Source organism: Extensimonas vulgaris (assembly GCF_003337425.1).
Classification (GTDB): Bacteria; Pseudomonadota; Gammaproteobacteria; order Burkholderiales; family Burkholderiaceae_C; genus Extensimonas; species Extensimonas vulgaris.
The window spans coordinates 263,686-278,251 of record NZ_QPJU01000002.1 but is presented as its reverse complement, the minus strand read 5'-3'; the positions used below and the strand labels follow the sequence as shown (position 1 = coordinate 278,251).

Genomic DNA, 14,566 nt, shown 5'->3' with positions numbered 1-14,566 from the left:
TCGCCCCGTCGCGTATTCCTGCCCCATGGCCAAAGAAAAAACCCTGTTCACCTGCAGCGCCTGCGGCGGCACGAGCCCGCGCTGGCTCGGCAAGTGCCCGTCCTGCGGCGCCTGGAACACGCTCGTCGAAACCATGCCCGAGGCCGAGCCGGGCAAGAACCGCTACAGCGCCGCCCCCTTCGCGGGGCTCGCGCAGGCGCAGGCCGTGCAGCCGCTCGCGGCGATCGAGGCGCGCGACTTTGCACGCACGGCCAGCGGCCTCGAGGAACTCGACCGCGTGCTCGGCGGCGGCATCGTCGAAGGCGGCGTGGTGCTGATCGGCGGCGACCCGGGCATAGGCAAGTCCACCCTGCTGCTGCAAGCGCTCGACGCGCTGCAGCGCACGGGCTTGCCCACGCTGTACGTGACGGGCGAGGAAAGCGGCGCGCAGGTGGCGCTGCGCGCGCGCCGGCTCGGGCTCGAGCACAGCCCCGTGCAGGTGCTGGCCGAGATCCAGCTCGAAAAAATCCTCGCCACCATGGATGCGCAGCAGCCCGCCGTGGCGGTGATCGACTCGATCCAGACCGTGTATTCCGACCAGCTCAGTTCGGCGCCGGGCTCGGTCGCGCAGGTGCGCGAGTGCGCGGCGCACCTCACGCGCGCAGCCAAGTCCTCGGGCATGGCCGTGGTGCTCGTCGGGCACGTGACCAAAGAGGGCGCGCTGGCCGGCCCGCGCGTGCTCGAACACATGGTCGATACCGTGCTGTATTTCGAGGGCGACACGCACAGCCCGTTCCGCCTCGTGCGCGCCATCAAAAACCGCTTCGGCGCGGTGAACGAGATCGGCGTGTTCGCGATGACCGAACGCGGCCTCAAGGGCGTGAGCAACCCGAGCGCGATTTTTCTGAGCCAGCACAGCACGCCCGTGCCCGGCAGCTGCGTGCTCGTCACGCTCGAGGGCACACGCCCTCTGCTGGTCGAAATCCAGGCCCTGGTGGACAGCGGCGGCCCGAGCCCGCGGCGCCTGAGCGTGGGGCTGGACCGCGACCGCCTGGCCATGCTGCTGGCCGTGCTGCACCGCCACGCGGGCGTGGCCTGCGCCGACCAGGACGTGTTCGTGAACGCCGTGGGCGGCGTGCGCATCAGCGAGCCCGCGTCCGACCTTGCCGTGCTGCTGGCCATCACCTCGAGCCTGCGCGGCAAGGCGCTGCCCAAGGGGTTTTTCGCGTTCGGTGAGGTCGGCCTCGCAGGCGAGGTGCGCCCCGCGCCGCGCGGCCAGGAGCGCCTGCGCGAAGCTGCCAAACTGGGCTTCAGCGTGGCCGTGGTGCCCAAGGCCAATGCGCCCAAAAAGCCCATCGAGGGCCTCACCATCCATGCCGTGGAGCGCGTGGAAGAAGCGCTCGAAGTGGTGCGCGGCCTCGGGTGAGGTCACCCAGAAATTACAAGCAAAATCGGCACTTCAGGCAGATCTGGCAAGCGCTGACAGCTCCTCAAAACAGAGCGATGCAGGTGCAGCCCGCACGCATTGCAGGGTTCCTCAAATCCGGTGGTGCAGCCGCTCGGTGCTGCTGCGCAGGCGCGCGAGCAGCGCCGGGGTGATCTGCGGCAGCGGCAGCACCTCGTCGGCGGCGCCATGCGCGATGGCTTCACGCGGCATGCCGAAAACGACGCACGTGGACTCGTCCTGCACGTAGTTGTAGGCACCGGCGTCTTTCATCTCGCGCATCGCGGCCGCGCCGTCGTTACCCATGCCGGTGAGCATGATGCCGTAGGCATTGGGCCCGGCCGCGGCCGCGACCGATTTGAACAGCACCTCGACCGAAGGTTTGTGGCGGTTCACGGGCGGGCCATCATCGACCACGGCGACATAGTTGGCGCCGCTGCGTGCGACGCGAAACTGCTTGCCGCCGGGCGCGATGTAGGCGTGCCCCGGCAGGATGCGCTCGCCGTTTTCGGCCTCCTTGACGCGGATGCGGCACAGGCTGTCGAGGCGCGCGGCGAAACTCGTGGTGAAGCCCGGCGGCATATGCTGCGTGATGACGATGGCCGGCGCGTCAGCGGGCATGGGCAGCAGCACCTCCTTGATGGCCTCGGTGCCGCCCGTGGAGGCGCCGATGGCGATGAGCTTTTCGGTCGAGATGCGGCCCAGGGGCGGCGCAGGCGCTGCGCTGGCCGGCCCCGCAGCGGCAGCGGCGTGTGCACTGGCTGCAGCCCGGGCCGCCGCCTTGGCGACGATGCGGTGCACGTGCGAGGCCGCGGCGATGCGGATCTTTTCGACGATCTCGTCGGCGAGTGCGTTGATGCCGCTCGCAAGCCCCACACGCGGCTTGGCGACGAAGTCCACCGCACCGAGCTCGAGCGCGCGGATCGTGACCTCGGCGCCGCGCTGCGTGAGCGTGGAGACCATCACCACCGGCATGGGGCGCAGGCGCATGAGGCGCTCGAGAAAGTCGATGCCATCCATGCGCGGCATTTCGACGTCGAGCGTGATCACGTCGGGGTTGCGCTCGCGGATCATCTCGCGCGCGATCAGCGGATCGTTGGCCGTGCCTACGCACTCCATGTCTGGTTGGCGGTTGATGATCTCGGCCAGCAGGCTGCGCACCAGCGCCGAGTCATCGACCACGATCACGCGGATTTTTTTCTTCTCTGGCATGGCTGTCGAATCACAAGAGCATCAAAACAGATCGATCGAACCACCGGCTGCGGTTTTGGCGAGCAGCGCCGCGTTGCCGCGGGTCTCTTGCGCCTCGAGCGTTTCGGGATGGGCATGGGCGAGGCGCTTGACCATGGCTTTGCCCGTCATCGGAAAGAACGCGACCTTGCGCGGGTAGATGTCGAGCACGTCGTCTGCAACGATGGGAATGTGCTCGGTGCGCAGGTATTCGTGCACGAAGCGCGTGTTGCGTTCGCCCACGTTCATGGTGGTGAAATTGTGCATGACCTGCCCGCCGCCGAAGATTTTGGCCTGCAGACGCTCACGCCGCGCACCGAGCTTGAGCATCTGGTTGATCAGCAGCTCCATCGCGTAAGAGCCATAACGGCCCGAGGCGTCGCCCTGCTCGCCTTCGGGCAGCATGAAGTGGTTCATGCCGCCAATGCGCGCTTGGCCATCCCAGAGGCACGCTGCTATGCACGAGCCGAGCACCGTGGTGATGAGCATATCTTCGCCGGTCACAAAGTATTCGCCGGGCAACACCTTCACGGCGACGCGACCAAAATGGTTGTCGATGTAAAAAAAGCCCGCCTCGCCTGGCTGGCGCGGGCGCGCCTTGAGCTGCGCGAGCAAAGCCCGCTGCGCAGCGCTTGCGGCATGGTGCTGGGCAGTGGGACGATGCGGCTCAGCGACGCTCATAGACGGTCTTTCCGCGCAACGTGAAAAGGTCGCGGGCTTCACTGAAGTTTTCGGCATGACCCACGAACAGCAAACCGCCCGGCTTGAGCACACGGTGGATGCGCTCGAGCACGCGCCGCTGCGTGGGCGCGTCGAAGTAAATCATGACGTTGCGACAAAAAACGAAATCAAAAGGCTCTTTGAAGGGCCAGGAGTCGCTGACCAAATTGACCTGCAGGAATTCGATCAGGCGGCGCAACTCGGGCTTGACGCGCGCCAGCCCCGCATTGGCGCCCTTGCCACGCAGGAAAAAACGCTGCAGGCGCTCGGCGCTCAAGCCTTTGAGGCTATCGAGACGATAAACCCCCTCTGCGGCTTTCTTGAGTGCGTGCATGTCGATATCGCTTGCCATCAACTTGAAAGGCGCATGCGGGCCCAAAGTCTCCACGACCGTCATGGCGATCGAATACGGCTCCTCGCCCGTGGAGGCTGCGCTACACCAAGCGTGCCAAGGCGTGCCTGCAGGCTTGCTGCGCAAGTGCGCGGCAAGCAGCTCGAAATGGTGCGGCTCGCGAAAGAAAGCCGTCAGGTTGGTCGTGAGCGCATCCACGAACTCCTGCCATTCGCCGCCTTCGCGGGGGTCTTGCGACTCGAGCCAATCGAGGTACTCCCGAAAGCTTCGGTGCCCCGTTTCGCGCAGGCGGCGCGCGAGTCGGCTGTAGACCATGGCCTGCTTGCCCTCGTGCAGGCTGATGCCCGCGTGCTCGTAGATGAGCTTGCGCACGCGCGCAAAATCGGCTGGCGTCCAGGCGAATTCGCGACTCTGCAGCGCAGCATCGGTGGCAAGCGCAGCATCGGCGGCATGGCGTGCAGCCACCGCCCGCTTTTGTACGCGCCCCTCTTGTGCTGGCGCGGGGCGAACCATTGCGTCCATGGAACGAGCACTGCCCTACAAAGGACTACACCAACCCCATTTCCGGGCTGGTCATGAGCTTTTCGATGTCGAGCAGGATCAGCATGCGCTCGCCCACCGAACCCAGGCCGGTGATGCAGGCCTTGTCTATGCTGCTCTCGACCTCGGGCGCAGGGCGGATTTGCTCGGGCAGGAGTTCGAGCACGTCGCTGACCGAATCGACTACGATGCCCACCACGCGCTGGTGCAGGTTGAGCACGATGACCACGGTGAAGCTGTCGTACGCGGCCTGCGCGCAGTGAAAGCGCAAACGCATATCGACGATGGGCACGATGGTGCCGCGCAGGTTGACCACGCCCTTGACGAACTCGGGCGCATGCGCGATGCGCGTGGGCGGCTCGTAGCCACGGATTTCCTGTACCTTGAGGATGTCTATGCCGTATTCCTCCTGCCCGAGGCGAAACGTGAGGTATTCGCGCGCGGCGGCCGTCGTGGCTTCTTCGGTCTTGCTGGCTACTGCTTCCATGGTTTTCCCTCTGCAAAATCAATGCCGTGCACGGCGCACCAGGCCCGCGGTGTCCAGAATCAGGGCCACGCGACCATCGCCCAGGATGGTGGCGCCGGAGACGTTGGGCACCTTGCGGTAGTTGGTTTCGAGGTTTTTCACCACCACCTGGTGCTGCCCCAGCAATTCATCGACGAGCACGGCGACGCGGCTGCCGTCGGCCTCCACGACCACCATGATGTCGCTCGACTTGCTGGTATCGAGGCGCGGCACCTCGAAAATCTTCTCGAGCGCGATCACGGGCATGTATTCATCGCGCACCTTGACGAGCTGCGCCCCCTGCGCCACGGTGTTGACATCGCTGGGCTGCACCTGGAAAGATTCCACCACCGAGGACAGCGGCAGGATATAGACCTCGTTGTCCACGCCCACCGACATGCCGTCCATGATGGCCAGCGTGAGCGGCAGGCGCACGGCCACGCGCGTACCCTGGCCTTCGACCGAGTCGATTTCGACCGTGCCGTTGAGCGCCGTGATGTTGCGCTTGACCACGTCCATGCCCACGCCCCGGCCCGACACGTCGGTGACCACATCGGCGGTGGAAAAACCCGGCGCGAAAATGAGCTGCCAGACTTCGGCGTCGCTCATCTGGTCGGACACGTCCAGGCCGCGCTCGCGCGCCTTGCGCAGGATTTTCTCGCGCGACAGGCCCTGCCCGTCGTCGCGCACCTCGATCACGATGGAGCCGCCCTGGTGCGAGGCCGCGAGCGTGATGGTGCCGTGCTCGGGCTTGCCCTTGGCGCGGCGCTCGGCGGGCAATTCGATGCCGTGGTCGCAGCTGTTGCGCACCAGGTGCGTGAGCGGGTCGGTGATTTTTTCGACCAAACCCTTGTCGAGTTCGGTGGCTTCGCCCACGGTGACGATCTCGACTTTCTTGCCGAGCTTGTGCGCAAGGTCTCGCACCATGCGTGGAAAGCGGCTGAACACGACCGACATCGGAATCATGCGGATGGACATGACCGCCTCTTGCAAATCGCGCGTGTTGCGGTCGAGGTCGGCCAGGCCCGCGAGCAGCTGCTGGTGCACGGCCGGATCGAGCCCGCGGCTGTTTTGCGCGAGCATGGCCTGCGTGATGACGAGCTCACCCACCAGGTTGATGAGCTGATCGACCTTGCTCACGGCCACGCGGATCGTCGTCGATTCGAGCGACTGCGCCGGTGCGGCGTGCGCCGCCTGCACCGCCTGCGGGGGCGCGCTGCGCGGCTCGGCAGCTGGCGTGGCGGGGGCGGGGGCGGGGGCGGCCGGAGCCTGCGCCGCAGCTGCAGCCGGCGCGGCGGTCGCCTCGCCAAAAAATCCATAGCCGACCGCATCCGCAGCCGACGCAGCCGCTGGCGGCACAGCGCGTTCGGTGATGCGCACCTGATCCTTGGCCACGTGGAATGCGAGCAGGTCGAGCAGATCTTCATTGGAAGCGCTGGTCTGCACGGCAAAGCGGCGCATCTTCGGGTCAGAGGCCGGCAGGTCGCTGATCGTGCCCAGGCCCGGGATGTCGCGGAACAGCTCTTTGATCGCGTCGCCCAATTCAGCAGGCCGCGCAAGCGGCCCGACTTCGATCTCGAGCTGACGCGGCTGGCCCGCAGGCGGACTTGCCACGGCAGGAGCGGCAACGACCACAGCGGCAGGTGCCGGGGCGGGACTGGGTGCCGGGGCGGGTGCCGGCGCGGCGGCTGTCACGGCCCCTGCAGCGAGGGCGCCAATGCGACGCACCAGTTCGTCCGTGGGCACGGCCGCCCCCTGCTCGCCCGCTTGGTGGCGCGCGAGCAGGCTGCGCACCGCGTCTGCAGCCTCGAGCAGCACATCGACCATTTCAGGTACCGGCTGCAGTTCGTGGCGGCGCAGACGGTCGAGCAAGGACTCCATCTGGTGCGTGAGCTCGGCCACGTCGGTGAAGCCGAAAGTGGCGGCACCGCCCTTGATCGAATGCGCACAACGAAAGATGCCGTTGAGTTCTTCGTCGTTCGCGCTTTGCAAGTCCAGGTGCAGCAGGATCTGCTCGAGCTGGTCGAGGTTTTCGCCCGCCTCTTCGAAAAAGATTTGGTAGAACTGGCTCAGATCGAAATCCGCGCCGGCACCCGTTGCTTCATGCTGGGTCTGCGCCATGGGGGCTCCTGTGTGCTGCGATATGTGCCCGGCAAGGGACTGGGTCTAGGAATGCTCAAGAAACGAGCTTCTTGATGACTTCGATCAAGCGCTTCGGATCGAAGGGCTTGACCAGCCAGCCCGTGGCTCCGGCGGCGCGTCCGGCCTGCTTCATCTGGTCGCTCGACTCCGTCGTCAGGATCAGGATGGGCGTGGTCTTGAAGTGCGGCAGCTCGCGCAGCTTGCGCGTGAGCCCTATGCCATCGAGCCGGGGCATGTTCTGGTCCGCCAGCACCAGGTCCACGGCCTGGGCTTGCGCTTTCTCGAGGGCATCCTGCCCATCGACGGCCTCGATGACTTGATAGCCTGCTGCCGTAAGGGTGAACGCCACCATTTTCCGCATGGAAGGTGAATCATCAACGGCAAGAATCGACGGCATGGAACACTCCAAGAAACTGAAACGGGCAAAAGTGCATAGGTTAACTGTAACTTTGCAAGACGACGCGCCGCTCAAAACAACTCCACCGAGCCCGCATCCATCTCGCCTTGCGTCACGGGGTTGGGCCGCTCGGGCAGCATGGGCATGCATGGCGCCACCTCTTCGCCCTCCTCCGGCGGCATGGCTTCGGCCGCGAGCCGGAATGCACAGCCCTGCAATACCTTTTGGGTGTGCGCGATCAACTGCACCGCCATATCGTGAAACTGCAACTCCGTCACCGCACCGTGCAGTGCTTCACGCACTGCCGCGAACTGGGGAGATGCGGCCACGGATGCATCATCCAGCAAAGCATTGGCATCTTGAAAGCGAGCGAGCAGGTTTTCTGCCGCATGATCGAGCAGCCCTTCGAGACGCCGCAAGTCGTGCATGACGACCAACAGCGCGTCCTGGATCTCCGCCACGGCCACGACGGGCACCTCGACCTTGGGCTCCTGGGATGTCTGTGCCATGACTTGCATAGGGTGAGTGTGTCGATGCACGAAACGAAAGAAAGGGTTTTACCGCAGCGGATGCCCAACGGCTCGTAGGGACAAATTCGATGCGCTTGCGCTACATTCGAAGCGACTGTTTGTTCCAAAATGTATCGCTTTCTATGATAACGCCGTTATGCAACGTGCTCCATCAGGCCAAGCCCTGAATATTCTGCACCTCGAAGACTCGCCCGCGGACCACGCGCTCGCGCGCCTGGCGCTGCGCCGCGCGGGCATGGAGTGCACGCTGCAGCAGGTGGAGACGCTCGCGGACTTCGCGCACGCTCTCGCCGCGCAGCGCTTCGACGTGATTCTGGCCGACTATCGGCTCGCGGGCTTCACCGCGCTCGACGCCTGGAAACTGGTCGAAGCGCTGCCTGTACCACCACCTTTCGTGCTGCTGTCGGGCGCGATCGGTGAGGCCGCCGCCGTCGATGCGATGCGCCTGGGCATGGCCGACTTCGTGGCCAAGGACGACATGGCGCGCCTCGCGCACGTGATCAGACGCGCCATCGAGGTGCACGAGGCCCGGCGCGCGCGCGAACTGGCCGTGGCCGAGCTCGCAGCATCGCAGCGCCGCCTCGCCGAGCTCACCGAGCACCTGCAAAGCTCGATCGAGCAGGAGCGCGCCGCGATCGCGCGCGAAATCCACGACGACATCGGCGGCGCGCTCGCCGCGCTGCGCTTCGACCTCGCCTGGATCCGCCGCCACAGCCATGACCCCGAGCTGCAGCAGCGCGCCGACGCCGCCGCCGACACGCTGCAACAGGCACTTAGCGCGAGCCAGCGCATCATGATGAACCTGCGCCCGCCCATTCTCGACCAGGGTTTGGTCGCGGCCGTGCAGTGGCTCGCGGCGAACTTCGAGCGGCGCACCGGCGTGCCCGCGCAGGTGCGCACGAGCCGCGAGCACATCGCCGTGCCGCCCGCAGTGCAGCTCGTGGCCTATCGCACCGCGCAAGAGGCGCTCACCAACGTCGTCAAGCACGCCCAGCCGCGCCAGGTACACATCGAGCTCGCAGACAGCGAAGGCATGCTCACGCTGGAAATCAGCGACGATGGCCGTGGCATGGCGCCCGCACAACGCGACAAACCCAAAGCCTTCGGCCTCAAGGGGCTGCAAGAGCGTGCGCGCACGGTCGGAGGCTGGCTCGACGTGAGCAGCCAGCCCGGGCGCGGCACGAGCGTAGTTCTCTCCGTGCCCCTGCCACCCTCGCCGACGGCCGCCGCGCCAACCAAGGACTTGCCATGATCCATGTCGTCCTCTGCGATGACCACGCGGTGCTGCGCCGCGGCATTCGTGACACGCTCAGCGAAGAGCCCGACATCCGTGTGACGGGCGAAGCCGGCAGCTACGGCGAGCTGCGCGAAGTCTTGCGCAGCGCGGCCTGCGATGTGCTGCTGCTCGACCTGAATCTGCCCGGGCGCAGCGGCCTCGAAGTGCTCGCGAGCCTGCGTGAGACGCACCCCGCGATCAAGGCGCTGGCGGTTTCGATGTACCCCGAAGACCAGTATGCGCTGCGCTGCCTGCGCGCCGGTGCGCAAGGCTACGTCAACAAGGCCAGCGACCCCGCCGCGCTCGCCCAGGCCGTGCGCACCGTAGCCCAGGGACGCAAGTACCTCACGCCCGAAGTCGCACAACTTCTCGCTGACAGCCTTGCGCAGCCCAGCCCTGAACTGCCCCACGCCGCACTTTCGGAGCGCGAATTGCAGACCCTCATCAAAATCGCTTCCGGCCGCAAGCTCTCGGACATCGCCGAGGAGCTCATGCTCAGCCCCAAGACCGTGAGCGTCTATCGCGCGCGCGTGCTCGAAAAACTCAAACTCTCGAACAACGCCGAACTCACGGTCTATGCGATCCGCAACCATCTGGTGTGACCGCCGGTCTCATCCGTGCGGGCAAGCGAAAAATCAAGCGCCGGCCGGCGGCTTGCGGTAAAACGCCCGATACCAGTCTACGAAGCGGCGCACCCCCTCTTTCACCGGCGTCGCGGGCGCGAATCCCACCCACCTTTGCAGCGCACTCGTATCTGCCGCCGTGCTTTGCATGTCGCCCGGCTGGCGTGGCAGCAGGCGTTTTTGGGCCCTCACGCCCAAGGCTTCTTCGAGCGCTGCTATGTAATCGAGCAATACGGTGGGCCTGCCATTGCCGATATTGAAAATGCGATAAGGGGCGGAGCTCGTCGCAGGGTTCGGATGCAGCGGGTCGAACTGCGCATCGGGCGTGGCCGGCTTGTCGAGCACGCGCAATACACCTTCGACGATGTCGTCGATATAGGTGAAATCGCGCACCAGCTGACCATCGCCGTAAACGTTTATGGTCTCGCCCGCGAGCATGGCGCGCGTGAACTTGAACAAGGCCATGTCGGGCCGGCCCCAGGGGCCATACACCGTAAAAAAGCGCAGACCGGTCATGGGGATGCCATAGAGGTGCGCGTAGGTATGCGCCATGAGCTCGTTGGCCTTTTTGGTCGCAGCGTAGTAGCTGATCGGATGGTCTACCGCATCGCTTTCAACGAAAGGCATCTTGGCATTGCTGCCATAGACGCTCGAGCTGCTCGCGTAAACCAAATGCTCGACCCGATGCCTGCGACAGCCTTGCAAGAGATTGGCAAAACCGAGCAGGTTGGCATCGGTGTAGTCATCCGGGCAGTCGATCGAATAGCGCACCCCTGCTTGGGCTGCGAGGTGCAGCACGCGGCAAGGACGCACTTCATCGAACAATGCGGCCAAACCTTGTCGGTCGGCCAGATCCAGCTTGACGAAGCGAAATCCCGGCCGCGCCTGCAGCTGCGCGAGGCGCGCCTGCTTGAGCGCCACGTCGTAGTAGGGGTTGAGGTTGTCGATGCCGACGACGGTGCCGCCGCGCTCCAGCAAGCGTAGCGCGCAGTGCATGCCAATGAACCCGGCGCAGCCGGTGAGGAGAACGACATTCATGGGGTGATGGGGGCCGGCAGCCATACGTATTCATACCGCAGGGGCGGCGTGTTGCGGGGCATTTTGTCCAGGGGAAGATCGAGCGCGTGCACTGGCACAGAAGGCAGAACGGCAAAAACGCCATCCCACCAACCCGCGGGAGCGCGATCGCCGCGTGCCACGAGCAACAGCCCCACGCCCGCCGCAAGAGCGCGCTCGCGCGCCGCGCGAATGCAGCCTGCCTGGGCAGGGCCGGATTCAGCACACGCGAGCGCAAAGCCTTGCGGAAAACGCGAATGCAGCATGGCCGCGATCATGTGGTCGGAGCCGACGATCACGCCGCGACCATCGTAGCCGGCGCGCGTGAGTTGCGCCGCAAGCATGGGCACGGGGTGGTTGAGCTCATCGGCATCACCACGCCAGCCCGCAATCCAGGGGCGCACCGTGGCCAGCACCAGAAACGACAGAGCCACGCAGACCACGGCGCTGGTGTAGCCGCGGCCCACGGCGGGCGCGAGCAAAGCCGGACGCCAGACATACAGCGCCAACGGGGCGATCGACAGCAGGGGCAGAACCCAGCGCTGCTTGAAATGGCTCACGCCGCCGAACAGCACCATTCCGACGAGGGCCAGGCACACGAGGAGCAGATACCGTCCCAACAGCGGCCAGGCCCAGCTGCGCCAGTCAGGGGCACACCCGTCAGGGGCACCAGTGGCAGCGCGGGCAGAGGCGTCGTCGGGGCTGCGGCAAAAGTCCGTGCGCCACAAATGACCACGGTAACTGAGCAGCACGACCAGCAGCCACAGGCCCAGCGTGGAAAGCACCGCCAACCCCAGACTGGCTAAGCCCTGCACCCATGCTCTTTGGCTCGAGATGTCCATCTTTTGCAGGGTTTCCGCGGTCGCCTGGTGCCAATGCGAAAGCAACCAAAACCCATGCGGAGCAAAAATCAGCAGCGCAAGGATCGGTGCCAGCCACCAGCCACGCGCCAATAGAGCACGCCGCGTCTGCGGCACGCTGGCGGCAGCGAGCAGCAAGGCCGCAAGGAACAGCGCAAAACTGTATTTGGACAGCATCCCCAAACCGCAAAACAACCCAAGCCAGGCAAAATTCGCCGGCCGCGGCGCACGGATTTGACGCAGCAGCGCCCACCAAGCCCCAAAACCCATCGCCGTCACCAAGACGCTGTGCGTCTGGTCGCGCAGCGCATGCCAGCCGAACGGCAGCATCAGCACCAGCGCGCCGGCGACACGCCAAGCGCCCTGCGGCCCAAGCAAGGTGCGCGCCGCTTGCCAAGCGAGCACGTAGGTCAGGGCGATCAGCATGTGCTTGACGAGCGCGAGCGCGAGCACGCTTGGCCCCAGCAATTGGCACACCGCCCATTGAATCCAGGTGTAGAGCGGTGGCTGCGGCCCATAGCCAAGGGCAAACTGCTGCGCCCACAGGATCTGCTCCGATTCATCCCACTTCATGCCCGGCGAAATCGCTACGCGGGAGACCACATGTGCCACTGTCAGCAACACCAGCCACGCGAGCGGGTGCGCGTACAGGCGGGCTTGCCAGTCTCGGGAGGACGGTGTTTGCGCGGACGTCATGGAAAAAGCTGCGGGCATCGGCACAAGGGCTGTTGGCGCGGCTGCCGCAGACAGGCACTGGATGAAGGGCTTGCTGCTGCAAAGGCGCGGCAGCACGGCAGCGGGGTAGTATAGGAGGCTACCGTCTATTCTTTGGAACCTGCGCCCCGTGACTGCACCTGAGCCCGACGTTTCCATCGTCGTCCCCATTTACAACGAATTCGACAACCTGCCCGAGCTGGTGGAGCGCATAGACGCGGCCATGCGCATGCAGCCGCTCAGCTACGAGTTGATCGCGGTGGACGATGGCTCGACCGACGGCAGCGCCCAGCGCTTGCGCGAGCTCGCCGCTACCCGGCCCTGGCTGCGCGCCGTGTGCCTGGTGCGCAACTATGGCCAGTCGAGTGCCCTCCAAGCGGGCTTCGACCGCGTGCGCGGCCGCTACGTGGTGACCCTGGACGCCGACTTGCAAAACGAGCCCGGCGACATCCCGCTGCTGCTCGAGCGGCTCGAAACCGACCCTAGCGTGGACATGATTTCCGGCTGGCGCAAGAACCGCCAGGACAAAGCCCTGTCGCGGCGCCTGCCGTCGGTGCTCGCGAACCGGCTGATTTCCCGCGTGACGCAGGTGCAATTGCACGACTATGGCTGCGCCCTCAAAGCCTACCGCCGGCCCATCATCGAGCGCATCCGGCTCTATGGCGAGCTGCACCGCTTCATCCCCTCGCTCGCGCGCGACGCGGGCGCGCGCATCGCGGAGGTGCCCGTGCGCCACCATGCGCGCACACGCGGCGTCTCCAAGTACGGCATAGACCGAACGTTTCGCGTCATCCTCGACCTCATCTTCATGGTGTTTTTCATGCGCTTTCGCCAGCGTCCGCTGCATGCTTTCGGCGGCCTGGGCCTGTGGCTGGCCACGCCCGGCATGCTGATTTTGGCCTGGCTGCTGGTGCAAAAGCTCCTGGGCGCAGACATCGGCGGGCGGCCCCTGCTGTTCGCAGGTGTGCTGCTGGTGCTCATGGGCATGCAATTCATCGCCGTGGGACTCGTGGGCGAGCTGCTCACGCGCATCTACTATGAATCGGGCGGCGGGCACCAATACTATGCGCATGAATATGGTGCGTTGGCGCAAGCGCTGACCACGCCAAGCTCCGACGGCCAAGCGCAGGCGCCCTCCGCCCCGGCACGCTCTACGGTTTTGCCGTGATCGGTTCGCGCAAAGCCTGGCTCAAAGGGCTGGGCGGGTTGGCCTTGCTCGCGCTCGTGGCCTACCTCGCAGACCCGGCGGCCCTGCTCCTGAGGCTGCGTGCGGCCGACGCGCGCTGGCTGCTGCTCGGCCTCATGGCCTCGATAGCCTCGAACATGGCTTCTGCATGGCGCTGGCACGCGCTGGCGCAGTGGCTGGGCCTGCCCATGCGTCGAATGGACGCGCTGCGCTGGTATTTTCAGGCCATAGGGCTGAACGTGCTGTTGCCTGGCGCGGTGGTCGGCGGCGATGTCTATCGGGCCATGGTGGCTTTCAGCACAGCCCAATCCGTAGCGGCCCCGGCACCGATGCACGCCGTGCATGCGAAGGCTGCAGCGTCGTTGTCCGTGTTGTTCGATCGCTTGAGCGGCGTGTGGATGCTTTGCGCCATGGGCGCATGTGGCGCCGCAGCTTCGGCATCGGTGCTTGCGCCCGCGCTGCACATGACACCGAATGCCTTGGTCATGGCAGCCTGCGCGGGAGGCCTCGTCTGGCTCTGCCTGCCCTGGGCACTGCTGGTGTGGCTGCGCAAGCGTGACCCCAGTGCTTTCCCAGCCTGGATCGCGCCCTTGGCCTATGCCGCCGCACGCCCCGATGCCATACACCAGGGACTGGTGCAGGCTTTGGCGTCGGCGCTGGTGCAATGCCTGTCTGCGGCGGCGCTGGCCTTGGGCGGTCTGGCTTTAGGCGTCGATGTGCCTGCCGCCGCCTGGGCCTTTGCCATGGCACCGATCTTTTTGCTGGCCGCACTGCCTGTCAGTGTCGGCGGCTGGGGCACGCGCGAAGCCGCTAGCATCGCGGCCCTGGCCCCTTTCGGCGTTCCCGCCGCCGCCGCCGTCGGCGTGGCGCTGATTTATGGAGCGTATGCCCTGGCGCAAGGAGCGCTGGGTGCCCTGGCATTTGGTCTGCCCGGCAAAAGCCGCCAAAAAGACCCCCGCCCTCGCTGATGGGGCGCAAGACACCATGGCAGCGGCACGCATGGACGAAAGCC

At 65.7% G+C, this 14,566-nt stretch carries 14 protein-coding genes; 5 read left to right on the top strand and 9 right to left on the bottom strand.

All coding sequences use genetic code 11. From position 1 onward, the window contains the following. Nucleotides 1-25: 25 nt before the first annotated feature. Nucleotides 26-1,405 (top strand): DNA repair protein RadA, encoded by a 1,380-nt coding sequence (gene radA / locus DFR45_RS04220; RefSeq protein WP_114482440.1) that lies wholly within the window; start codon nucleotides 26-28, stop codon nucleotides 1,403-1,405. Nucleotides 1,406-1,516: 111 nt separating this feature from the next. Here radA and DFR45_RS04215 read toward each other — a convergent pair whose 3' ends face one another. From DFR45_RS04215 to DFR45_RS04185, 7 genes are all read right to left on the bottom strand, one after another. Continuing rightward, nucleotides 1,517-2,635, bottom strand: a complete 1,119-nt coding sequence (locus DFR45_RS04215; RefSeq protein WP_114482439.1) for a protein-glutamate methylesterase/protein-glutamine glutaminase — start codon at nucleotides 2,633-2,635, stop codon at nucleotides 1,517-1,519. Nucleotides 2,636-2,656: 21 nt separating this feature from the next. Then, complete coding sequence (gene cheD / locus DFR45_RS04210; protein ID WP_174564665.1) at nucleotides 2,657-3,334, bottom strand: chemoreceptor glutamine deamidase CheD; 678 nt, start codon at nucleotides 3,332-3,334, stop codon at nucleotides 2,657-2,659. Continuing rightward, nucleotides 3,321-4,238 carry a CheR family methyltransferase gene (locus tag DFR45_RS04205; RefSeq protein WP_114482438.1) on the bottom strand — a complete coding sequence of 306 codons (918 nt, stop codon included), beginning with the start codon at nucleotides 4,236-4,238 and terminating at the stop codon, nucleotides 3,321-3,323. Before DFR45_RS04205 ends, cheD begins: the two co-directional genes overlap by 14 nt. A gap of 34 nt (nucleotides 4,239-4,272) precedes the next feature. Beyond that, the gene (locus tag DFR45_RS04200) at nucleotides 4,273-4,752 is read right to left on the bottom strand and encodes a chemotaxis protein CheW (RefSeq protein WP_114482437.1); all 480 of its coding nucleotides are present in this window, start codon (nucleotides 4,750-4,752) and stop codon (nucleotides 4,273-4,275) included. A gap of 18 nt (nucleotides 4,753-4,770) precedes the next feature. Beyond that, nucleotides 4,771-6,891, bottom strand: a complete 2,121-nt coding sequence (locus DFR45_RS04195) for a chemotaxis protein CheA (RefSeq protein WP_114482436.1) — start codon at nucleotides 6,889-6,891, stop codon at nucleotides 4,771-4,773. Between the two features lie 55 nt (nucleotides 6,892-6,946). Next, a complete protein-coding gene (locus DFR45_RS04190) occupies nucleotides 6,947-7,309 on the bottom strand; it encodes a response regulator (RefSeq protein WP_114482435.1) in 363 nt (120 codons plus the stop codon). 71 nt (nucleotides 7,310-7,380) lie between these two features. Continuing rightward, entirely contained in the window at nucleotides 7,381-7,827 is a 447-nt protein-coding gene (locus DFR45_RS04185) for a hypothetical protein (protein ID WP_114482434.1), read from the bottom strand. A 148-nt stretch (nucleotides 7,828-7,975) separates the two neighbouring features. Here DFR45_RS04185 and DFR45_RS04180 point away from each other — a divergent pair, with 148 nt between their 5' ends. Both DFR45_RS04180 and DFR45_RS04175 read left to right on the top strand, forming a co-directional pair. Continuing rightward, nucleotides 7,976-9,091, top strand: coding sequence for a hybrid sensor histidine kinase/response regulator (locus tag DFR45_RS04180; protein WP_114482433.1), 1,116 nt, complete (start codon nucleotides 7,976-7,978; stop codon nucleotides 9,089-9,091). Next, entirely contained in the window at nucleotides 9,088-9,717 is a 630-nt protein-coding gene (locus DFR45_RS04175) for a response regulator (protein ID WP_114482432.1), read from the top strand. Before DFR45_RS04180 ends, DFR45_RS04175 begins: the two co-directional genes overlap by 4 nt. A gap of 33 nt (nucleotides 9,718-9,750) precedes the next feature. Here the strand turns inward: DFR45_RS04175 and DFR45_RS04170 are convergent, their stop codons facing one another. Together DFR45_RS04170 and DFR45_RS04165 are read right to left on the bottom strand one after the other, a co-directional pair. After that, nucleotides 9,751-10,776, bottom strand: a complete 1,026-nt coding sequence (locus DFR45_RS04170) for an NAD-dependent epimerase (RefSeq protein ID WP_114482431.1) — start codon at nucleotides 10,774-10,776, stop codon at nucleotides 9,751-9,753. After that, a complete protein-coding gene (locus DFR45_RS04165; protein WP_174564664.1) occupies nucleotides 10,773-12,350 on the bottom strand; it encodes an ArnT family glycosyltransferase in 1,578 nt (525 codons plus the stop codon). Before DFR45_RS04165 ends, DFR45_RS04170 begins: the two co-directional genes overlap by 4 nt. A gap of 139 nt (nucleotides 12,351-12,489) precedes the next feature. Between DFR45_RS04165 and DFR45_RS04155 the strand changes: the two genes are divergently transcribed. Continuing rightward, nucleotides 12,490-13,536, top strand: a complete 1,047-nt coding sequence (locus DFR45_RS04155; RefSeq protein ID WP_114482428.1) for a glycosyltransferase family 2 protein — start codon at nucleotides 12,490-12,492, stop codon at nucleotides 13,534-13,536. After that, a complete protein-coding gene (locus DFR45_RS04150) occupies nucleotides 13,533-14,522 on the top strand; it encodes a lysylphosphatidylglycerol synthase transmembrane domain-containing protein (protein WP_114482427.1) in 990 nt (329 codons plus the stop codon). Before DFR45_RS04155 ends, DFR45_RS04150 begins: the two co-directional genes overlap by 4 nt. Nucleotides 14,523-14,566: the final 44 nt, after the last annotated feature.

Coding starts and splice junctions, on each gene's coding strand:
- radA (WP_114482440.1), top strand. CDS start 26: ATGGCCAAAGAAAAAACCCTGTTCACCTGCAGCGCCTGCGGCGGCACG.
- DFR45_RS04215 (WP_114482439.1), bottom strand. CDS start 2,635: ATGCCAGAGAAGAAAAAAATCCGCGTGATCGTGGTCGATGACTCGGCG.
- cheD (WP_174564665.1), bottom strand. CDS start 3,334: ATGAGCGTCGCTGAGCCGCATCGTCCCACTGCCCAGCACCATGCCGCA.
- DFR45_RS04205 (WP_114482438.1), bottom strand. CDS start 4,238: ATGGTTCGCCCCGCGCCAGCACAAGAGGGGCGCGTACAAAAGCGGGCG.
- DFR45_RS04200 (WP_114482437.1), bottom strand. CDS start 4,752: ATGGAAGCAGTAGCCAGCAAGACCGAAGAAGCCACGACGGCCGCCGCG.
- DFR45_RS04195 (WP_114482436.1), bottom strand. CDS start 6,891: ATGGCGCAGACCCAGCATGAAGCAACGGGTGCCGGCGCGGATTTCGAT.
- DFR45_RS04190 (WP_114482435.1), bottom strand. CDS start 7,309: ATGCCGTCGATTCTTGCCGTTGATGATTCACCTTCCATGCGGAAAATG.
- DFR45_RS04185 (WP_114482434.1), bottom strand. CDS start 7,827: ATGCAAGTCATGGCACAGACATCCCAGGAGCCCAAGGTCGAGGTGCCC.
- DFR45_RS04180 (WP_114482433.1), top strand. CDS start 7,976: ATGCAACGTGCTCCATCAGGCCAAGCCCTGAATATTCTGCACCTCGAA.
- DFR45_RS04175 (WP_114482432.1), top strand. CDS start 9,088: ATGATCCATGTCGTCCTCTGCGATGACCACGCGGTGCTGCGCCGCGGC.
- DFR45_RS04170 (WP_114482431.1), bottom strand. CDS start 10,776: ATGAATGTCGTTCTCCTCACCGGCTGCGCCGGGTTCATTGGCATGCAC.
- DFR45_RS04165 (WP_174564664.1), bottom strand. CDS start 12,350: ATGACGTCCGCGCAAACACCGTCCTCCCGAGACTGGCAAGCCCGCCTG.